This is a genomic window from Candidatus Manganitrophus noduliformans (assembly GCF_012184425.1).
Classification (GTDB): domain Bacteria; phylum Nitrospirota; class Nitrospiria; order SBBL01; family Manganitrophaceae; genus Manganitrophus; species Manganitrophus noduliformans.
Window position 1 is genome coordinate 1,463,256 of sequence record NZ_VTOW01000001.1, and the last position, 19,904, is coordinate 1,483,159.

Genomic DNA, 19,904 nt, shown 5'->3' on the forward strand with positions numbered 1-19,904 from the left:
AGTCAAATGCGGATGAGAAGGTTATCGATCAGGCGGACCGATCCGATTTTGACCGCCAGGAGGAACACCGCCTCCTTTTGGATCTTCTCGATCGGCTCCAGGGACGCCGGATCGCAGAGGGCGATGTAATCGATTCGGGCGAGCGGCTCGGACTGAATCAGCGCCGCCACCTCTTTGAGAAGGGGCCGGCTTTCATGAATTCCCTGCCGGACACGCGTCTCCGCCTGCGTGAGGGCTCTAAATAAAATGGGCGCCGCCGCCCGCTCGGCGGGGGAGAGACGCTGGTTGCGGGAGCTCATCGCCACGCCGTCTTTTTCCCGAACCGTCGGAAGGATTCGAATCGAAACGGGAAAATGAAGGTCCTTCACCATCTGACGAAGGACACGGGTCTGCTGGTAGTCCTTCTGGCCGAAATAGGCCCGGTCGGGCTGGACGACCTGAAGGAGTTTGGCGACGACGGTCGCGACGCCGCGGAAATGACCCGGCCGAACGGCCCCCTCCCAGCGCCGGGTGATTTCTTCCACATCGACAAAAGTCCGGTAGGGGGAGGGGTAGATCTCCTCCGCGGTCGGTGTCCAGAGAAGATCGACCCCCGCCTCTTGAGCCATCTTCCGGTCCGAAGGAACCGAGCGAGGGTAGGCGGCGAAGTCCTCTTTGGGTCCGAATTGAAGCGGATTCACAAAAAGGGAGACGACGACGAAATCGCATTCGCGTTCGGCCCGGCGCATGAGGGCCAAATGCCCTTCGTGAAAGGCCCCCATCGTCGGGACAAACCCGATCCGCTTCTTGCCGCGTAAGGGCGCCAGGATTTTCTGAACGGCTTTGATGTTGGAGAGGGTTTTCATCTTTCGAATGGGTAGGGACGACGCATGCGTCGCCGCTACAGGCGATCTCCCTATCGTGTCGGATGGTAATATTCCTTGCCGCGCCGCATCTGTTTGACTTGGGTGACCAGATCGGTCAGATCGGTTCGATTCCGGACAAAGTCGATGTCGCTGGTTTCGACCACCAGGAGGGGGCTCTCATCATAATGGAAGAAAAAACGGTTGTACGCGTCGTTCAGGGCGCGGAGATACTCCGGCCGGATCTCCTTCTCATAAGGCCTCCCCCGCTGTTGAATCCGATCGATGAGCGCATCGGTATGCGCCTGCAGAAAGATGACCAGGTCGGGCTTTGGAATATGGGGGTTCAAGATCTTGTAGATCTGCTCATAGAGGACCAACTCCTCTTCGCGCAAGTTCATATAGGCGAAGATCCGGTCTTTGGGGAAGAAGTAGTCGGTAATGGTCGTTTCGGCATAGAGGCTCTGTTGGACGAGCTCCTCCAGCTGGCGGGCCCGGGAGAGGAGGAAAAAAAGCTGGGTCTGAAAGGCCCACTTCTCCGGGTCGTCATAGAACTGGGGAAGAAACGGATTTTCTTCCGCTTTTTCCAAAAGAAGGTCGGCCTTCAGCTCCTGCGCCAGGAGCTGCGCAAGGGTCGTTTTCCCGACCCCGATGGCCCCTTCAATCACGATTAGTCTGTTTGAACCCATCTTGCTTGCCTCAGCCTGTTTTAAATAAATGGGCGAATCTCAGGACGGTCCGTTCGACACCAGGGGGATTTTCTCCCATCCCGGCGCGGCGATTCTTTCAATCTTTGTAGAGACGTCCCGCCGGGACGTCTCTACATTCAAACGGCGGAGGGTCTCCGCGACGGAGGTATGAAGTGCCGGGTGGATGAAATCGGGTGCGATTTCAGTCAAGGGGACCAGGACAAAAGCGCGATTCGAAATGGCCGGGTGAGGGATCTGAAGTCCGGGCGCATTCAAGATCTGATCGTGATAGAAAAGAAGGTCGAGATCGATCGTACGGGGTCCCTTGGGAATGAGAATTGTTTTCCCTAATTGCCGTTCGATCTCCTGGCACTCTTTCAAGAGAGCGTCCGGGGAAAGGGAGGTCTCGACCGCAACGACGGCATTGTAAAATCGATCTTGTTCGAGGTAGTCGACCGGGTCTGTCTCGTAAAGGGAGGAGATCTTCTTAATCCGGATGCCCGGCGTTGATCCAAGCCGGCGGACCGCCTCGCGGCAGGAAGCGAGCCGATCGCCGAGGTTCGAACCGATGCCGATAAAAGCGGGGGTCAGAGGTCGGAGGTCAGGGAGCGGTTTTAAAATGGGTTTCTTTTTCCCTGACCCCTGGCCCCTGGCCCCCGGTTCCCTTTTACCCACGGATTCCCGATTTCTCCATTCGGTCGAGCGCCTCTTCAAGCCGCTCCGTCCCGACGGTGAGGGTCATCCGGATATAACCTTCTCCGGCATCGCCGAATCCCTTGCCGGGGGTCGTGACGATCGCCGTCTTCGACAAAAGAAGGGCGGTGAAATCGGCGGAGGCGATCCCCGCGGGGGTCGGAATCCAGACGTAAAAGCTGGCGGGGGGCGGGGTCACTTTGAATCCGAGTTTCTGCAGGCCCGGGATCAGGGTGTCCCGCCGTTCCTGGTAGATTTTTCGAATCGTTTCCACGACGCTGTCTTCCATCTCCAACGCGGCGATTCCCGCTTCTTGAACCGCCTGGAAGACGCCGGAATCGAGATTGCTCTTGATCTTTCCCAGCCCGGCCAGAACCTCCCGGTTTCCGACGACGAACCCGATCCGCCAGCCGGTCATATTGTAGGTCTTGGAGAGGGAGTGGAACTCCACCCCGACCTCCTTGGCCCCCTCGACCTCCAGGAAGCTGGGGGGGCGTTTTCCGTCGTAGAACATTTCGGAGTAGGCGGCGTCGTGGGCGACGATGATGTTGTAGCGCTTGGCAAATTCGACGACGGCGCTGAAGAACCCCCGATCGGCGGTCGCGGCGGTGGGGTTATTCGGCGAGTTGATAAAGAGAATCTTGGCCGCCTTGGCCACCTCGGTCGGAATGGAGGCCAGGTCGGGGAGAAATCCCCGTTCTGCTTTCAACGGGATAAAATAAGACTTTCCGCCGGCAAATAAGGTTCCGGCATGATAGACCGGATAGCCGGGGCTCGTCATCAGGGCGACATCGCCCGGGTTGATGAAGGCGAGCGGGAAATGGCCGATCCCTTCCTTCGATCCGATCAGGGTCAACACTTCGCTCTCGGGATCGAGGGTGACATTAAAACGCCGCTTGTACCAGTTGGAAACGGCCTTGCGGAAGGGGAGCATTCCTTCATAAGAGGGGTATTGGTGGTTCCGCGGGTCCTCCGCCGCCTTTTGAAGGCGATGGATGATCGGGGCGGGGGTCGGTAAATCCGGGTCGCCGACCCCGAGGTTGATGATATCTTTTCCCTGGCGGATCGCCTCTTGTTTCATCTTGTCGATTGCCGCGAAGAGGTAAGGGGGGAGATGTTTAATCCGGTCTGCCATCTGTACGTCGATTTTGCTCACAATGATCCTAGCTCCTGTTCTTCAGATTCAAAACGTCCATCATGTCGTAAAGTCCGGGGGGTTGTTGAACCACCCAGCGGGCGGCCAGCAGCGCGCCCCTCGCGAAATTATTTCGGCTATGGGCCCGATGGGTCATCTCGATCCGCTCGCCGGGGCCGGCGAAAATGACGGTATGGTCTCCGACCACATCTCCCCCGCGCAGCGTTTGAATGCCGATCTCGCCGCTGGGACGCGGGCCGATGTTTCCCTGCCGGGAGAAGCGGCCGACCTGAGAGAGGGGGCTCTTCCTGGCGCGGGCCAATACGTCTCCCATCCGAAGGGCGGTCCCGCTCGGGGCGTCTCTTTTCTGCCGGTGATGCATTTCGACGATCTCGATGTCGTACGCTTCTCCCAGCGCTTCCGCCGCTTCCGCGAGCAGTTTAAAGAGAAGATTGACGCCGACGCTCATATTCGGAGAGAGGACGATTGCGATCTTTTCGGCGGCCTTCGCGATTTTTTTCTCTTCGTCGCTCAAGAAACCGGTTGTCCCGATCACCATCGGTTTTCCCTTGGACATCGCTTCTTGTAGGATGGCCAGGGTGTTTTGGGGCGAGGTGAAGTCGATGACTGTCTCTCCCGCCTGTATCGCCTTCTTGATCTGGTCGGTGAGGGAGACCTTCCATTTCCCGACGCCGATCAGCTCCCCTGCATCTCTCCCGACGGCGGGGTGGCCTTTCTTCTCCAGCGCCGCGCCGAGTTCCAGATCTTCTTCGTGATAAAGACTATCAAGAATGGCCCGACCCATTCGACCCGCCGCACCCGAAATGATGAGTTTCATCTCCCTCCTTATTGTAGGGAACAAGGTTCACATCTTCTTAAGAAGTCCGTACCGCTTCAGCGCCGCTTTCAGTTTCTTGAAGTTTTCGTCCGACATTCGCCAGAGGGGAAGACGGACCTCGTCGGCGCATTTTCCCATCAAGGCCAAGGCGGCTTTGACAGGGATCGGGTTCGTTTCGACAAACATCACCTGATGAAGCGGGTAGAGCTGGTCGTGCAGCTTTTTCGCCCGGCCGTAATCGCCCCGCTCGGCGGCTTCGATCATCTGGGCCATGTCGGCGGGAGCGATGTTGGCCGTGACCGAGATGACCCCTTTGCCGCCGACCGCCATCGTCGGCAACGCGGTGAAATCATCCCCGGAAAGGATCACGAGCCGTTCGCCGCAGAGCTGGACGAGATCGCTGATCTGTTGAAGCGAGCCGGTCCCCTCCTTGATTCCGATGATGTTGTCGAATTCCATCAGCCGGGCCACGGTCGCCGGGAGCATGTTGACCCCGGTTCGTCCCGGAATGTTGTAGAGGACCAAGGGGAGATCGACCCCCTTTGCAACGGCTTTATAATGTTGATAAAGCCCTTCCTGGGTCGGCTTATTGTAGTAGGGGGTGATCAGAAGAGCGCCGGCGGCGCCGGCCGCTTTGGCGTGCCGGGTGAAAGCGATCGCCTCTTCGGTGCTGTTCGATCCGGTCCCGGCGATCACCGGAATCCGCCCGCCGGCCATCTTCACCGCCAGTTCCACGACCCGTTTGTGTTCCTCGTGGGAGAGGGTGGCCGATTCCCCCGTCGTCCCGCACGGGACGATCCCGTGGGTCCCCGAACGGAGATGAAAATCGATCAACTCGCCGAATGCTTTTTCATCGACCTTCCCCTTTTTAAAAGGGGTCACAATGGCGACGATGGAGCCGTGAAACATGGGATACCTCGTTTTAATCTTTATAAAAGTGCTTCTTCCAAAATTTCTCCCTTGTAGACGATACGCGCGTCTCCTTCAAGGGTGATGTTTTTAAACGTCCGGCCTTCCTGGGTGAAATCGACCCCCAAGCGGATTCCGCCTCGCGTCAGGAGGGAAACGGGGGGGGCTGTTTTTTGGAGGGCGGTCGTGATAAGCCCGGCCGCAATCGCCCCGGTCCCGCAGGCCAGGGTTTCGTCTTCCACCCCCCTTTCGTAGGTCCGGATTTTCAGATTCTGCCGGTCGGTCACGCTGATGAAATTGGCGTTGGTGCCGCGCGGCGCGAAGAGAGAATGATGGCGGGTCGCGCGGCCTAAGCCGATCACATCGACCGCATCGACATCATCCACAAAGTAGACGACATGCGGCACGCCGGTGTTCGCGAAGTGGCCGGTATAGCTTTTCCCGTCGATCTCAATCTTCAGATCCAGCCGCAGGTCGGTCGGATCGGGGAGCCGGACGCGGACACGGTCGCCGATCACTTCGGCTTGGACGATGCCGGCGAGGGTTTCGATCGTGTGCTTTGCCGAGGCGATTTTGTTTAGATAAGCAAACCGCGCAACACAGCGGCTGCCGTTGCCGCACATCTCCACCTCCCCGCCGTCGGCGTTGAGGTAGTGCCATTTGTAATCGGCCTTTGTCGACGGCTCGATCAGGATGACCCCGTCGGCGCCGACCGAGAGGCCCCGGCGGCAGACCCGGGAAACGAAATGTTTCATCTCCTGCGGCTCGATCAAGGGTGTCCGGTGATCGATCACGATAAAGTCGTTCCCGCTGCCGCTGATTTTCCAGAAAGGAATCGGTTTCATTTTATTCGTGCCTTTATGTTTTCCGTAGGGGCGACGCATGCGTCGCCCCTACACACATTCGACCTGTCGGCATTTTATTGATGAATGTCCCTGGCCTTCTTCTCCCCGATCAGCGCCAACAACCCCTTCGCTTCTTCGTCCGTGATTTTGTCGTCGGCCATGATCCCCTGGATCCGGTTGCTGACTTCCAGCAGATCGGCGTCGCTGATCTGCTCGGCCTTGGCATTGTCATAAAACCGGTAGACCGTTTCGCGAACCTGCTCCGCCTCTTCCAGCGTATACTCCGAGGGGAGCAGCGCCACCAACGCCTTATTGATAACGAACTTCTTGAACGTGAAATTATGAATTTCCCGTCCCTTCAGCGCCAACACGGTCATAAAAAGGATCACCACCCCGCTTACAATGAGGAGGGTCAGGAAAAAACCTCTCCCCTGCTTTCGGGGCTTCCGTGTGGTTGCGGTCTTGCTTTCCAGGGAAAGAGTCCCTTCCGAGGGGTGGGAGGGATTGTTATGACTGCCCAAAATCTAAAAACTCCGGGATCCGCTCGCCGCGGATCAAATCGTCCATGCTTTCGCGTTCGCGTATTGTAGCATATTTGTCGCCGTGTACAAGGACCTCGGCCGATCGGGGCCGGGCATTGTAGTTCGACGCCATCGAGAAGCTGTACGCCCCCGCGCTCAAGACCGCCAGGAGTTCCTCCGGCGCGACCTGCGGGAGGGTCCTCTCCTGCGCCAGGAAGTCGCCCGACTCGCAGATCGGGCCGACCACGTCGACCGTGGCATTTCGGCGTTTTTTCTTCACCACCGGCACGATCTCGTGATAGGCCTCGTAGAGGCTGGGGCGAATCAGGTCGTTCATTCCGGCATCGACGATGACAAAGTTTTTGGTCTCTCCTTCTTTCGTATAAATCACCCGGGTAATCAGCGCCCCGGCATTCCCGACCAGTGAGCGGCCCGGCTCAAGGATAATGGTGCAGCCGCTCTCTTTCAGCAGGGGAAGGATCGCCGCGGCGAGCTCCTTCGGCAGGGGGGGCTTTTCGGCATCGTAGGTGATTCCGAGCCCGCCGCCGATGTCCCAGTATTTGATCTCCATGCCGCGGCCCCGCAGCTCTTCGATCAATTTCCCGATCCGCTTGAGCGCATCGACGAACGGTTTGATCTGCGTCAACTGGGAGCCGATGTGGGAATGGATTCCGACCACCTCGATATTCGAAAGACGCGAAGCGAGCTGATATTGCTCGACCGCCCGGGTGATCTCGATCCCGAACTTGCTCTTCTTCAACCCTGTGGAGATGTAGGGGTGGGTCTTCGGGTTAATGTCGGGATTCACCCGCAGCGCCACCGGCGCTTTGGTTCCCAGCGATTTGGCGACTTCGTCCAGAGCGGTCAATTCCTGCGCCGATTCGACATTAAACATCAAGATTCCGGCGCGCAGCGCGGCCTGCATCTCCTTGCGGGTTTTGCCGACACCGGCGAAGACCATCTTTTTCGGATCAACCCCGGCGGCCAGCGCCCGATGAAGCTCCCCTTCCGAGACGATATCGATCCCGCCCCCTTCTTTGGCGAAGAGGCGAAGGATGGCGAGGTTGGCGTTGGCTTTCATTGCAAAGGCGATTAAGTGGGGAACCTTGGCAAAAGCCTTCTGATACGCGAGGAAGTGTCGGCGCAACGTGTTGTGGCTGTAGACGTAGAGCGGGGTGCCGACCTTCTCAGCCAGCGCCTCGATCGAGACATCTTCGCAGTAGAGTTTTCCCTTCTTGAAACGAAAATCGTGCATGATTCAATCCTAAAAAATAATCTACCTGTAGGGGCGAACCTGCGTGTTCGCCCTTTCCTAATGCGGGCGCACACATCGGTGCGCCCCTACTACATTTTATTCTATTCCCAATTTATTCTATTTCCAACGCAAGCAGCGCCGGGTCGACCGCCTGCTGGAAAGACTTCTTCAGGTTCATGAACTTCACATTGGCGGCGGCGGCGATCTTCGTAAGAAACTGGGGATCGGCCAGGGTCGAAAAGGCGGCCGGCGTCGCATGTTGCAGGTGTTCGAAATTGAGAACGATGTCGACCTTCGCCCGCTCCGTCGCCTGAAGGATTCGCTTCTTCAGCTCCTTTGCATTTAACCGATCGAGCGTCCCTTCCAGGTTGACCCGAAGCTCGCGGAGCGTCTCCGTTTTTTGAGCCCGGATCTGGAGGAAGCGGTCGATCCGGCCGGAGACCTGCCCGGAAACCTCCTGGACCTTTTCCCGCAGCGAGTTTAAGGCGTTCGGGATCAGGTTCTCGGTCTCAACGCTCGGCAGTCTGGTTTGTAGGTTCTGGATCACCTGAGAGAGGGGGGAGATGCTTCCCTTCGGGGCGGTCCGCTTGATGATGCTCCGGAAGGCCATGTTCATCATCCACCGCGCGAGCAGCCGCTGATTGGTGTAGAAGAGGCGCCGCATGATCGAGTCATGCGAGTAAAACCGATGATTGGCCCAATAAAATCCTTCTTGAAGGGTCTCCACCGACATCCGCTTCGGTTTGAAGACGACATGTTTTCCGTCGTATTTTTCCCACTCGTTGTGAAGGATTCTTCCCTCGGCCTTCATCCGGTCGAAGAGGGGGGTTCCCGGGAGCGGCGTCAGAATATTGAAGTAAGCAAGCTCCATGTTGTTTTGGATCAGGAAGTCGACCGTCTTCTCGAAGACCGTATCGTCGTCATGATCGAACCCGAAGATCACCCCCGGATTGAGCATGATCCCATTGTCGTGAAAACATTTGATCTGCCGCTCATACTGCTCGACCCGGTTGAACGGCTTGTTCGTTTCATCGATGCTTTCTTCAAAAATCGATTCCATTCCGACGAACATCGCCACACAACCCGAGTCGGCGGCGAGCTTCACCATGTCGGGCTCGTCTCCGAGAAAGAGGGTACATTGCGCCCCCCACTTGATGTCGAGCGCCTTCAGCGCCGTCCAGAGCTCCTTGCAGTAAGTCCGGTTCGAATTATGGAGATCGTCGACGAAGGCGAAGAAGGTTCCGTCCTCAATCCCGGAGTAGAATCGGATCGAGGTTTTAAAACGCTCGAAGATCGGTCCCTTCAGCATTTTATCGACGATCTTGCTCTGCCGCCATTCTTTGACACGCTGCATCTCGGCAATCACTTCGGGAACCGGACGCCGGCGGGTGGTTTTCCCGTTGAAGGGAGAAACCGAGCAGAATTCGCATTCAAAGTGGCAGCCGCGGGTCGTCATCAAGCACTGGCCGGTCATGTAGGCGTCTTGTTTTAGCAACTCCAGCCGGGTTTGGCGATACCCTTCCATCGCCGGAAAACTTTCCATTCGATAAAACTTTTGAAGCTTTCCCTCCTCGAAGTCTTGAAGGAGTTTCGGCCAAAGATCCTCGGCCTCGCCGATGACGACGCTGTCGGCATATCGAGCCGCTTCCTCCGGCATATAACTTGGGTGAACCCCTCCGAGGACGACGGTGATTCCCTTGGCGCGGAAGCGTTTGGCAATTTCATACGCGCGCGGGGCATAACAGGTCATCGCCGAGATGCCGACCAGGTCGACCTGGACATTGTAATCGATGACATCGACGCTCTCGTCGACGATTTGAATGTCCCAATGGGAGGGGGTGTAGGCGGCCAGGCTCGGGAGGCTCAACTTCGGAAACCAGAGGACCTGGCGCTCTCTGGGGGCCATCCGATAGATGTTGTTTTCCGGATAGGGTTCGATAAATAAAATCTTCTTCCGCTGCTTCGCAACCGGCCTTTTATTCGCGGCTTTTCCGAGCTGTATCAGCTGCATGGGTACCTCCTTGCGTCTCGCTTCAGTCAAACACAGGTGGATTATGAGGGGTTGGATTCCGAGTTGTTCTTAGGGGTCGATCGATCTTGGCCGGGTTCTTCATCCGGCGCAACGGGATTCCCCTTTCTACCACAAGCCGATAGAAATAGAAAGCATAAAAAAAAGACTAAAATGTAGTATAACGGCTTTCGAATCACGGTTCAATTCCTCTTTTTCGGGAGTTTTACGGGTTTTTGTTACCCTTTCAGCTTTCGTTTTATCTTTCGGATTTCGGCTTCGATCGACTGAGGAGCGGTCCCGCCGACCCCTCCCTTTCGTTGTAAGGAGCCGGTCAATGAAAAAGAGTCGAAAACATCTCCCTTAAAAAGGGGAGAAAAAGTCTGAAGCTCGGCCAGGGTCCATTCCTCCATCGGCCGTCTCTCTTCCAGGCTCTGGCGGACGATTTTCCCGACCACCTTGTGGGCCTGGCGGAAGGGGAGCCCTTTGAGAACGAGGTAATCGGCGAGATCGGTGGCGAGGAGAAACCCCTCGCGGGTCGCCTCCAGCATCCGCTCTTTTCTGAAAGAGACCTGCCGGACCAGGTCGGCCAGCAGCCGGAGGGCGCTTTTGACCGTGTCGGCCGCGTTAAAGAGCGGCTCTTTGTCTTCCTGAAGATCCCGATTGTAAGAAAGCGGAAGCCCCTTGAGGAGGGTCAGCAGGGTGAGGAGCGACCCATACACCCGCCCGGTCTTCCCCCGAATCAATTCGAGGACGTCGGGATTTTTCTTCTGCGGCATCATGCTGCTTCCGGTGCAGAACCGGTCGGGGAGATCGATAAAGCTAAATTCGGAAGAGGCCCAGAGGATCCAATCTTCCGCCCATCGGGAGAGGTGCATCATTAAGATCGACGCCGCCGAGAGAAATTCGACGATGAAATCGCGATCACTGACCGTATCGAGGCTGTTGGCGGTGACATCGGAGAAGCCGAGCGCACGCGCAACGACCTCTCGATTGATCCCGAAGCTATTCCCGGCGAGGGCCCCGGCGCCGAGCGGCATCTGGTCGATCCGCTTCAGACAGTCGATGAACCGGCCCCGGTCCCGCTCCAACATCTCATAATAGGCAAGCAGCTGGTGCCCCAGCGAGACCGGCTGGGCCCGCTGCAGATGGGTGTAGCCGGGAAGGACGACGTCGAGATTCGACTCGGCCTGCGCCACCAATGCGCGTTGAACGGACCGGATCAATTCTAAAAGCGTTCGGGTCTCTTCCCGAAGATAAAGCCGAAGGTCGAGCGCGATTTGGTCGTTTCGGCTCCGGCCGGTGTGAAGCTTTCCCCCGACCTCGCCGACCTTTTCCACCAGCCGCCGCTCGATGTGCATATGGATATCTTCATCGGCCGCGGCCGCCTGGAGTCGATCCCCCTCCGCCGCGATCTCCGCTTCGATTTCTTTAAGGCCGCGAATCAGGGTGTCCCGCTCCCCCTCGGTGAGCAGTCCGGCCCGGCCGAGCGCTTCCGTATGGGCGATGCTCCCCTGAATGTCATACCGGTAGAGACGCCGGTCGAACGAAAACGACGAGGTAAATCGTTCCACCTCCGGATCGGTCGCCTCGGCAAACCGCCCTTCCCAGGCCTTCGTGAAGACAGGGGCTGGGGGGCGGGGGACGGGTGTCACCCCCCCTTGCCCCCCCTTGTCAGAGAGGGATTTTCTAGCCTTGTCTCTTCCTGGCCCCCGGCCCCTGGCCCCCGGCCCCTGTTTTTTACTTTTTCTTGCCATGGGGGCCTTTCGAACTTTTTCGACCCGTTGCCATCAGCTTCAGCCGGAGGGCGTTGAGGCGGATGAAGCCTTCGGCGTCTTTAGGAATGTAGACGGTGTCTTTCTCGAACGTCGAGATCTCCTGGCGGTAGAGGGAGCGGGGCGATTTCCGTCCGGCGACCGTCACGCTTCCTTTATAAAGCTTCAGCCTTGCCGTCCCGGTGACCCCTTCCTGCGCCCCGTCGATCAGACGCTGGAGGAGTTCCCGTTCCGGGGAGAACCAGTAGCCGTAGTAGACCAGCCGGGCATACTGCGGGATGAGGCTGTCGCGCAGATGAAGCACTTCCCGGTCGAGGGTGAGCGATTCGATCGCCCGATGCGCCGCGTGAAGGAGCGTCCCGCCGGGGGTTTCATAAACCCCGCGCGATTTGATTCCGACGTATCTATTCTCAACCAGATCGACCCGCCCCACGCCATGTTCGCCGCCGATCCGGTTCAACTCGCCGATCAACTTCGCGGGGGAGTACTTCTTCCCGTCGATGCTGACCGGATTGCCGTCGACGAACCCGATTTGAAGATAGTGCGGTTCATCCGGCGCCTTCTGAGGGGAGGTCGTGAAGGTAAACATCGACTCCGGCGGCTCCGCCCAAGGATCTTCCAAAATCCCCCCTTCGTAGCTGACATGGAAGAGGTTTCGATCGATGCTGTACGGCTTCTCCAGCGTCGCCGTTACCGGAATCCCATGTTGGTGGGAGTAGGCGATCAGCTCCGAGCGCGATTTGAATTCCCAGTCGCGCCAGGGGGCGATGATTTGGATCGAAGGGTCGATCGAAAGATAGGTCAGCTCAAAGCGAACCTGATCGTTCCCTTTTCCGGTCGCGCCGTGGGAGACCGCGTCGGCTTTTTCTTTCTTGGCGACCTCCATCTGTCCCTTGGCGATCAGCGGGCGGGCAATCGAAGTTCCGAGGAGATACGATCCTTCATAGACGGCGTTGGCCCGGAGCATCGGGAAGAGATATTCTTTTGCGAAGATCTCCTTCAGATCGGTGATGACGACCTTGCTCGCCCCGGTTTTCTTCGCCTTCTCGGCGACGGCGGCGAGCTCTTCCCCCTGGCCGACATCGGCGCAGAAGGCGATCACCTCGCACTGATACCGCTCGATCAACCATCGGATAATGACGGAGGTATCCAACCCCCCTGAATAGGCCAATACGACTTTTTTTATTTTCTTTTCCATCGTCCTTTCCTAAAACGGATTCTTAAACTTTCTCTACCCGACCCATCGCTCCAAAATCGCCTCCTGCATCGGGAGGCGGTTGTCGGCCTGATCGAAGATGACCGAGTGCGGCCCCTCCATCACCTCGGCGGTGATCTCTTCTCCGCGATGGGCGGGGAGACAATGCATCACCAGGACGTCGGGCTTTGCCCGGGCCACCAGTTTCTGGTTGATCTGGTACGGCTTGAACGTTCTGACCCGCGCCTGTTTTTCCTTTTCCTGGCCCATCGATACCCACACATCGGTGTAGAGGATGTCGGCTCCCTCGGCGGCTTTTACCGGATCATGAATGACCTCAACGCTCCCGCCGTTCTTTCGAGCGACCTCCTCTGTTTCCTTCACGATGTTGTGATGCGGCAGGAACTTTTTCGGGCAAGCAATCACGACCTTCATTCCCACCTTCGCCCCGCCTTCCATCAAGGAGTGGGCGATGTTGTTGCCGTCTCCGATGTAGGCGAGCTTGAGCCCTTTCAACTTCCCCCGCTTTTCAAGGATGGTGAGGAGATCGGAGAGGATCTGGCAGGGATGGTGAAGGTCGGTCAACCCATTGATGACCGGGATCGACGCATTCCTCGCCCAATCTTCGAGCTTCTCCTGCTCATAGGTCCGGATGACCAGGCCGTCGAGATAGCCGGAGAGAACCCGCGCCGTATCGCCGATCGTCTCGCCCCGCTTGATCTGAATATCGTCGAACGAGAGGAAAATCGGGTGCCCCCCGAGCCGCGTGACCGCGACTTCGAAAGAGACGCGTGTCCGCGTCGATGATTTCTCAAAGAGAAGTCCGACCGACCGCCCCACCAAAGGGAGCGATTCCTTGGCCGCGCGCGAGCGATTTTTATAATACTGCGCCCGTCGGAGGAGCCACTCGATCTGCTCGACCGAGAGGGAGGCAAGGCTTAAGAGATCACGCTTCGGCATGGGGAAGCTCCGTGAAAATGTCGGTCAGCAAAGCAATCATCCGATCGATCTCGGTCCGGCGAATGGTCAAGGGGGGAACGAACCGGAGGGTCTGATCGGAGGTTCTGTTGAGGAGAAGCCCTTGCGCCATCGCTTTGTTGATGACATCGACGGCCGGAATCGTCAGATCGACGGCGGCGATCAGCCCCACGCCCCGGACTTCTTTGATGACCGGCGTCTTCCGCTGAAGCTGGGCGAGCTTCTTCATCAGATAAGCCCCTTTGTCGCGGACCCCTTTGAGAAAGGCCCCCTGCGTCACCTGTTTCATCACGGCGACCCCCGCGGCGCAGACCAGCGGGTTTCCACCGAAGGTCGAGGCGTGGCTTCCGGGGGTGAATGACGCGGCGACCTCCGCGCCGGCGAGCATCGCCCCGATCGGAACCCCCCCGCCGAGACCTTTCGCCAGGGTCATGATGTCGGGGGCGATCCCTTCGTGCTCATACGCAAAGAGCCGTCCGGTCCGTCCGATGCCGGTCTGGACTTCATCGAGGATCAGTAGAAGGCGGTGCCGGTCGCAGATCTCTCGGACTTTCGTCAAATAGCCTTTCGGGGGGACCCGAACCCCCCCCTCTCCCTGGATCGGTTCGAGGAGGATGGCGGCGGTTTGCGGCGTGATCGCCTTCTCCATCGCCTCCGGATCTCCGTAGGGGACATGCCGAAAGCCGGGGAGGAGCGGATCGAATCCTTTTTGATATTTTTCCTGCCCGGTGGCGGTCACCGTGGCAAGCGTCCGTCCATGGAAGGCGCCTTGCGCCGCGATGATCTCGAATCGGGAAGGGTCGCGCTTTTCTTTGGCGAACTTTCGGGCGAGCTTGATCGCCGCTTCATTCGCCTCCGCGCCGCTGTTGCAGAAGAAAACCTTGTCGGCAAACGAATGGGTGACGAGGAGCTTGGCCAGCTCGATCTGCGGGAGGTTGTAGTAGAGGTTTGAGACGTGGAGAAGCTGCGCCGCCTGCTTCTGGAGCGCCTTCACCAGGCGCGGGTCGCAATGGCCGAGACTGTCGACCGCAATTCCGCTGACAAAATCGAGATAGCGATTTCCATCCACATCGACGACCGTTGCCCCTTTTCCCTGCTTTAAAACGAGTGGAAAGCGGGCATAGGTCGACATCAAATACCGGTCGCCCTCTTTCATCCACGATGAAGTTGTTGATCGCTTTTTCAAGGAGCTTGCTCCCCTCGGCAAAATAGGAAAATTCTTATATAACACAGAGTTCCCGCTGGAAGCAATAAATATTGATAGATTGCGGCGAAGGATGCCGGCCTTTCACTCCGGCATCCCTTTCCGGAAGCGGTACGGAAATTGCTCAAAGCCTCCTTCGGGATGATCGTCGGATTCGAATGACGGGCTCTTCACAGCGCGATTCGGTAAGAGAGGGGGTGGACCGCCGATTTCAACGATCAGATGCGCGGGTAAGCGCTTGCAACCTTTTGACAAGATTTTGCGAATTCAAACCTTACTGTAGGGAGACTCGGAATGAAACGGCGCTGGTGCGGTTTTTTTCTCTTTTTTTTGATGCTGGGGTGGGTCATAGCGGCGGGTGCGCAGACGCCGCTCTTCTCGGATGACTTCAACCGGACCGGAAGCAACCTGGGACCGAATTGGTCTGCCGTCGTCGGAAGCTTCTCGACCGATGGGACGCAGGCGGTCTCCCAGTCGGGTCAGAACTGGGCAAAGGTGACCGCCGCCATCGGAACCGACGATTACCAGGTCGAAGCGCGCATCACCCCGCCGGCCGGGAGCAATTATACCGGTCTGGTGGCGAGGGGGGATGCCGGGTTTTTCTATATGGATCTATACGCTGCTCAGATCGACGTGGTGAGGCAGACGATCAATCTCTATCGCCGCAACGGCGGGGGCTGGACCTTTCTGAGGGGGATGCCGGCCCCGGGGGGGATCGTTGCGGGAACCGCTTACCTGTTGGCGATGAAAGTCTCCGGAAGCAATCCCGTTCAACTGGAAATTCTTTTCCAGGGAGCCCTTCTTTTTTCCTACAGCGACAGTGCCGCAAACCGCATCCTGAGCGGCGCTCCCGGAATTCAGAACTATAACAGCGGGGTGAGATATGACAACTTCGTCGTCTCTTCCTTGACCCCTCCCACCGGCAATCAGCCGCCGGTCGCCTCTTTTTCGGCCAGCCCCACGTCGGGGACCGCGCCGTTGTCGGTCTCCTTTAATGCCTCGGCTTCTTCCGATCCGGATGGCTCGATCGCGACCTTCTCCTGGAATTTCGGGGATGGGACAACCGGGAGCGGCGTGACGACCGGGCATACTTATCAGACCGCCGGAACTTTCACAGCCACACTGACAGTGACCGACAACAGCGGCGCCCAGAACAGCACGACGAGGACGATCTCGGTCCAATCTACGGGAGGAGGGGGAGGGGAGACGATCCTCTTCGAAGACAACTTCAACCGGACCGGAAGCACCCTGGGGACGAACTGGCGGCTCGACGGGGGAAGTTTTTCGACCGACGGGACGATGGCCGTTTCGGGCGGCTCGGCCAACTGGGCGGGGGTAACGACGTCGATCGGCACCTCGGACTATGCAGTCGAGGCAATTCTGATCGTTCCGGCGGGGAGTTTCTACTCCGGGATTGCCGCGCGGGGAAAGAGCGCCGCGGTCAACAGCGACAACTACAACCTCCAGATCAGCACCCAAGGCACCGTCAATCTCTACCGCCGAAACGCCGGCGTCTGGACGCTCCTTAGGTCGATGGCCGCGCCCGGCGGGATCGTGGCGGGGACCCCTTATAAACTCAAACTCAAAGTGAGCGGCGCGAACCCAACGAGCCTGGAGGTCTCATTTCAGGATGTCCTTCTCTTCACCTACGCCGACAATTCCACCGGCCAGCTCTTTTCGGGCCAACCCGGGATCTCGAATTATAATGCCGGGGTGAAGTACGACCACTTCCGCGTGACGGGGCTCGGAGGCGGCGGCAATCAGAATCCGGTCGCCCGGTTCACCTGCACTCCCAGCAGCGGAGACGGGCCGCTGACGACGACTTGTGATGCGTCGGCGTCGTCCGATCCGGACGGCTCGATCGCGGGCTTCTCATGGAGCTTCGGCGATGGAACGACCGGAAGCGGTGTGACGACCGGCCATACCTATCAGAACAGCGGCAGTTATACGGTTACATTGGTCGTGACCGACACAATGGGAGGGCGGGGGACGGCGAGCGGAACGATCACCGTTAATCCGGCCACGGGAACGGGATGGACCGCTTCCAGGGTGCCCGGTGATTTAAAGGGGGTCCACTTCGTCGATCGAAACATCGGCTGGGCCACCGGAATGGATCTGGGAATCTTCAAAACGACGGATGGCGGGAAGAGCTGGACGAAGCAGACGAACATCGTCTGGAAGAGCACCCCTCCGGAGATCCTCCCCGACGTATATGATGTGTTCTTCATCAACAGCCAGGTCGGTTGGGTTGCCGGATGGCCGGAGCTGATTCTGGGGACCACCGACGGCGGGGCGACCTGGCGGGAGCAGCACCTCAACCGCGCTTACACCACCCCGACGAATTACTGTGAGGCGTTTGACGCGGCCGGGACCTGTCTGAGGAAAAAAGGGCCGTACATGCGCCGCGTCCGCTTTGCCGATGTGTCGAACGGCTGGGTGGTCGGGCGGTACGGCTACATCTTTAGGACGACGAACGGCGGAACGACCTGGACGTTCATCCGGCAGAACTGGCCCCTTCCGGTTCCCTGTCCGCCACGGACCGCGTACACCCCTCATTGGTTCGGTCTCGATATGGTGAGCACGAATGAAATCTGGATCTCCGGCGGGATGGACGACGGGACCGGCTGTCCCGGTTGGAACCGAGTGATCGTTCACACCACCGACGGCGGGGCGACCTGGATATATCAAAACGAGCTGCCGGAATTCGGCGGCCTTGGCGGGAGCGGCCGGTACCACGATCTTCATCTGATCGGCAATCTTGGCTGGGCGGTCGGCGAGATCGGGGCGGTCCTTCGGACGACCGACCATGGCGCCACCTGGAGGCAGGTGACGAACACCGGGGCCGGAAACATCTCGCTCTGGGGATTGGCTTTCCCCGATCCGCAGCATATCTGGATCGTCGGCACCGGCGGTCTAATTCTCCATAGCGCGGACGGCGGAACCACCTGGGTGAAGCAGGACGGCAACACCACAAACCGGCTTCACCGGGTTTCGTTTGTGGATGCTTTCTTCGGCTGGGCGGCGGGACATCTGGGGGTGATCACCCGAACGACGAGCGGAGGGCGCTAATCCGACGACAGGGCCGGGGCGACGTATTCACCCCAAAAAGCAGGTTTTTGGGGGACCCCGACGCATGCGTCGCCCCTACAATTAACCCACTGTTGTGAGGATCGCCGGAACATCTCCTCCCAAATCGAGGCGGTCTCCTCCTGGAACACGAGATCGGCATCCCCCGGCAGGATCCGCCAGTCGCCGCGATCGATTTCGCCTTGAAGCTGACCCGGCGCCCAGCCGGCATAGCCGGAATAGACCCGAAAAGGATCTTTAGAATCGTCGTGCAAGAGGAGGTCGGTGAGTGTTTCAACCGGGGGGGCGACGTAGACTTTTTCAAAAACCGGAACGGCCGCTTCGGGCGGCTTCTCCGTCCGCAAAAGGAGGATCGTCACCTCCCGCTGAACGGGCCCTCCGATAAAAAGGGTGTCAGGCCGTTTTTCAAATTTCTCGATCTCGGGAAAGGCGCGTGAGAGCGGCGTCCGTGTCGGCCGGTTGATGACCACCCCGACGCTCCCTCCCGGTCCGTGCTGTGTGATCAGCACGACCGTCTTCGAAAAATTCGGGTCGAGCAACCGGAGATCGGCGACGAGGAAGACCCCTTTCTTGATTTTCGTTTGTTGCCGCGCAGCGAGAAGGGAGGGGGGCGTCGCCGTGACGAAGAGCGTCGAGAGCAGAAGGGATAAAGAGATCATCCGATACCAGCTAGACATGTCCTTTTTCTCTTGGGTCAGCCGACTATCTGCGCGGCTGAAAAGCTCTCGCTCGCCCACTCCAATGCCTTTCGATAGAGCGGGGGGATTTTTTCTTCATCGATTTTTTTCCAGGCGGCCAGCTCCGAGAATCGATTCCACTCCCCCTGTTCATAGGAGCGCATCAATTCATAAATGTCGCCCAGCGGCCCTTTTTCTCCCATCAGGGCGGCCTTGATATCTTCGGCGATCGGCATCTCGACGAGGATGTCGAGAAGCGGCCGGTCGACGATGGCATCGATCAAGGAGAACATCCCCATCAGAAAGAGATCCTGTGCGCGTTCGGAGAGGCGGACCATCGGCGCCAGCTCCTCCATGTATCTTCCCCTCAAGATCGCTTGAAAGACCAACTCGTTCGGTTTGTCTTTCGCCATATTCGAGAGGGAGATGAACGAAGCCCAACGCTTGAAATCGCTCTCGCCCAACATGACGAGGGCATGTTTGATCGAGCGAATTTCGACCCGCCAGCCGAAAAAGGCGGAGTTGATATAACGTAGAAGTTTGTATGAGAGCGACATCTCCATCTTCATGATCTCTTCGACCTTTTCGTAGTCGAGGTCGGGCCGATGGATTTCCTGGAGGATTCGAAGGTAATTGACTTTGAAGCCGGGAATCTCCTTCCCTGAAATAATGGTCGGCTTGCTGAAGAAAAAGCCTTGGAAATAGCTGTATCCCATCTCCATCGCTTCTTGAAGCGTCTCGCGTGTTTCCACCTTTTCCGCCGCAAGGCGGATCCCCCGGGGAGCATATCGTTCGATCAGCCGCTTCTGCTCATCTTTCTTCGTCGTCAAGAAGTCGATCTTGAGAATATCGGCCATCTCCACCAGCGGCTTGTATCGCTCCTCGTCGATGAAGTCGTCGAGGGCGATCAGGTATCCCGCTTGCTTCAATTTTCGGCAGGCGGCGATGACCTCCCGATCGGGCTCGACCGTTTCCAAGATCTCAACCACCGTCATTTCCCGGGGGAGCAGGGCGATGTAGCCGTTGACGAGCATCCCACGGCTGGTGTTGATGAAGGCCTTTTTCCCTCCCGTGATGGTATCAATTCCAAGGATAAAGAAGCTGTCGAGGGCGACTTTGCTCGAGGCGTGTTCAACGTCGGTGTGGTTGAAAATATTTTCAAGGCCGGACCGGAAGAGGAGTTCGTATGCGTAGACCTGCTGTTGCCGATCGAAAATCGGCTGGCGGGCGATAAAGATTTCCACCGCTTACCT

17 protein-coding genes are annotated in these 19,904 nt (G+C 58.2%); 1 reads left to right on the plus strand and 16 read right to left on the minus strand.

The features are described from left to right. Positions 1-2 precede the first annotated feature (2 nt). The 14 genes from panC to MNODULE_RS07300 all read right to left on the minus strand — a co-directional run bounded on the left by panC (position 3) and on the right by MNODULE_RS07300 (position 14,839). Positions 3-845 (minus strand): pantoate--beta-alanine ligase, encoded by an 843-nt coding sequence (panC, locus tag MNODULE_RS07235; RefSeq protein ID WP_168058766.1) that lies wholly within the window; start codon positions 843-845, stop codon positions 3-5. A gap of 50 nt (positions 846-895) precedes the next feature. After that, the gene (locus tag MNODULE_RS07240) at positions 896-1,531 is read right to left on the minus strand and encodes a deoxynucleoside kinase (protein WP_168058767.1); all 636 of its coding nucleotides are present in this window, start codon (positions 1,529-1,531) and stop codon (positions 896-898) included. Between the two features lie 39 nt (positions 1,532-1,570). Further along, a complete protein-coding gene (gene folK, locus MNODULE_RS07245; protein ID WP_202882134.1) occupies positions 1,571-2,206 on the minus strand; it encodes a 2-amino-4-hydroxy-6-hydroxymethyldihydropteridine diphosphokinase in 636 nt (211 codons plus the stop codon). Further along, the gene (locus tag MNODULE_RS07250) at positions 2,199-3,359 is read right to left on the minus strand and encodes an LL-diaminopimelate aminotransferase (RefSeq protein WP_168059241.1); all 1,161 of its coding nucleotides are present in this window, start codon (positions 3,357-3,359) and stop codon (positions 2,199-2,201) included. The genes folK and MNODULE_RS07250 overlap by 8 nt, the downstream gene beginning before the upstream one ends. A gap of 28 nt (positions 3,360-3,387) precedes the next feature. Continuing rightward, the gene (gene dapB / locus MNODULE_RS07255) at positions 3,388-4,197 is read right to left on the minus strand and encodes a 4-hydroxy-tetrahydrodipicolinate reductase (RefSeq protein WP_168058768.1); all 810 of its coding nucleotides are present in this window, start codon (positions 4,195-4,197) and stop codon (positions 3,388-3,390) included. Positions 4,198-4,224: 27 nt separating this feature from the next. Further along, entirely contained in the window at positions 4,225-5,106 is an 882-nt protein-coding gene (dapA, locus tag MNODULE_RS07260) for a 4-hydroxy-tetrahydrodipicolinate synthase (RefSeq protein WP_168058769.1), read from the minus strand. Positions 5,107-5,126: 20 nt separating this feature from the next. Next, entirely contained in the window at positions 5,127-5,951 is an 825-nt protein-coding gene (gene dapF / locus MNODULE_RS07265) for a diaminopimelate epimerase (protein ID WP_168058770.1), read from the minus strand. Positions 5,952-6,025: 74 nt separating this feature from the next. Beyond that, the gene (locus MNODULE_RS07270) at positions 6,026-6,472 is read right to left on the minus strand and encodes a hypothetical protein (RefSeq protein WP_168058771.1); all 447 of its coding nucleotides are present in this window, start codon (positions 6,470-6,472) and stop codon (positions 6,026-6,028) included. Further along, positions 6,459-7,727 (minus strand): diaminopimelate decarboxylase, encoded by a 1,269-nt coding sequence (gene lysA, locus MNODULE_RS07275; protein WP_168058772.1) that lies wholly within the window; start codon positions 7,725-7,727, stop codon positions 6,459-6,461. Before lysA ends, MNODULE_RS07270 begins: the two co-directional genes overlap by 14 nt. 112 nt (positions 7,728-7,839) lie before the next feature. Beyond that, entirely contained in the window at positions 7,840-9,738 is a 1,899-nt protein-coding gene (locus MNODULE_RS07280; RefSeq protein ID WP_168058773.1) for a B12-binding domain-containing radical SAM protein, read from the minus strand. 236 nt (positions 9,739-9,974) lie between these two features. Continuing rightward, positions 9,975-11,390 (minus strand): argininosuccinate lyase, encoded by a 1,416-nt coding sequence (argH, locus tag MNODULE_RS07285; protein WP_320412361.1) that lies wholly within the window; start codon positions 11,388-11,390, stop codon positions 9,975-9,977. A gap of 85 nt (positions 11,391-11,475) precedes the next feature. After that, entirely contained in the window at positions 11,476-12,708 is a 1,233-nt protein-coding gene (locus tag MNODULE_RS07290; protein WP_168058775.1) for an argininosuccinate synthase, read from the minus strand. 33 nt (positions 12,709-12,741) lie between these two features. Continuing rightward, a complete protein-coding gene (gene argF / locus MNODULE_RS07295; RefSeq protein WP_168058776.1) occupies positions 12,742-13,665 on the minus strand; it encodes an ornithine carbamoyltransferase in 924 nt (307 codons plus the stop codon). Continuing rightward, positions 13,652-14,839 carry an acetylornithine transaminase gene (locus MNODULE_RS07300; protein WP_168059242.1) on the minus strand — a complete coding sequence of 396 codons (1,188 nt, stop codon included), beginning with the start codon at positions 14,837-14,839 and terminating at the stop codon, positions 13,652-13,654. The genes argF and MNODULE_RS07300 overlap by 14 nt, the downstream gene beginning before the upstream one ends. Positions 14,840-15,181: 342 nt before the next feature. Between MNODULE_RS07300 and MNODULE_RS24440 the strand changes: the two genes are divergently transcribed. Then, complete coding sequence (locus tag MNODULE_RS24440) at positions 15,182-17,956, plus strand: PKD domain-containing protein (RefSeq protein ID WP_202882135.1); 2,775 nt, start codon at positions 15,182-15,184, stop codon at positions 17,954-17,956. On the opposite strand, the gene MNODULE_RS07325 is transcribed toward MNODULE_RS24440, so the two are convergent. Both MNODULE_RS07325 and MNODULE_RS07330 read right to left on the minus strand, forming a co-directional pair. Next, positions 17,953-18,651, minus strand: a complete 699-nt coding sequence (locus MNODULE_RS07325) for a YqgE/AlgH family protein (RefSeq protein WP_168058777.1) — start codon at positions 18,649-18,651, stop codon at positions 17,953-17,955. The two genes, MNODULE_RS24440 and MNODULE_RS07325, sit on opposite strands and share 4 nt — an antisense overlap. A 17-nt stretch (positions 18,652-18,668) precedes the next feature. After that, the gene (locus MNODULE_RS07330; protein WP_168058778.1) at positions 18,669-19,895 is read right to left on the minus strand and encodes an EAL and HDOD domain-containing protein; all 1,227 of its coding nucleotides are present in this window, start codon (positions 19,893-19,895) and stop codon (positions 18,669-18,671) included. Positions 19,896-19,904 lie beyond the last annotated feature (9 nt).

What these genes read in the sequence shown, in the direction of transcription:
- MNODULE_RS07290 (WP_168058775.1), bottom strand. Translation starts at nt 12,708, where the DNA reads ATGGAAAAGAAAATAAAAAAAGTCGTATTGGCCTATTCAGGGGGGTTG.
- MNODULE_RS07240 (WP_168058767.1), bottom strand. Translation starts at nt 1,531, where the DNA reads ATGGGTTCAAACAGACTAATCGTGATTGAAGGGGCCATCGGGGTCGGG.
- MNODULE_RS07280 (WP_168058773.1), bottom strand. Translation starts at nt 9,738, where the DNA reads ATGCAGCTGATACAGCTCGGAAAAGCCGCGAATAAAAGGCCGGTTGCG.
- dapA (WP_168058769.1), bottom strand. Translation starts at nt 5,106, where the DNA reads ATGTTTCACGGCTCCATCGTCGCCATTGTGACCCCTTTTAAAAAGGGG.
- lysA (WP_168058772.1), bottom strand. Translation starts at nt 7,727, where the DNA reads ATGCACGATTTTCGTTTCAAGAAGGGAAAACTCTACTGCGAAGATGTC.
- MNODULE_RS07250 (WP_168059241.1), bottom strand. Translation starts at nt 3,359, where the DNA reads ATGGCAGACCGGATTAAACATCTCCCCCCTTACCTCTTCGCGGCAATC.
- dapB (WP_168058768.1), bottom strand. Translation starts at nt 4,197, where the DNA reads ATGAAACTCATCATTTCGGGTGCGGCGGGTCGAATGGGTCGGGCCATT.
- dapF (WP_168058770.1), bottom strand. Translation starts at nt 5,951, where the DNA reads ATGAAACCGATTCCTTTCTGGAAAATCAGCGGCAGCGGGAACGACTTT.
- MNODULE_RS07300 (WP_168059242.1), bottom strand. Translation starts at nt 14,839, where the DNA reads ATGAAAGAGGGCGACCGGTATTTGATGTCGACCTATGCCCGCTTTCCA.
- argF (WP_168058776.1), bottom strand. Translation starts at nt 13,665, where the DNA reads ATGCCGAAGCGTGATCTCTTAAGCCTTGCCTCCCTCTCGGTCGAGCAG.
- MNODULE_RS24440 (WP_202882135.1), top strand. Translation starts at nt 15,182, where the DNA reads ATGAAACGGCGCTGGTGCGGTTTTTTTCTCTTTTTTTTGATGCTGGGG.
- MNODULE_RS07325 (WP_168058777.1), bottom strand. Translation starts at nt 18,651, where the DNA reads ATGTCTAGCTGGTATCGGATGATCTCTTTATCCCTTCTGCTCTCGACG.
- panC (WP_168058766.1), bottom strand. Translation starts at nt 845, where the DNA reads ATGAAAACCCTCTCCAACATCAAAGCCGTTCAGAAAATCCTGGCGCCC.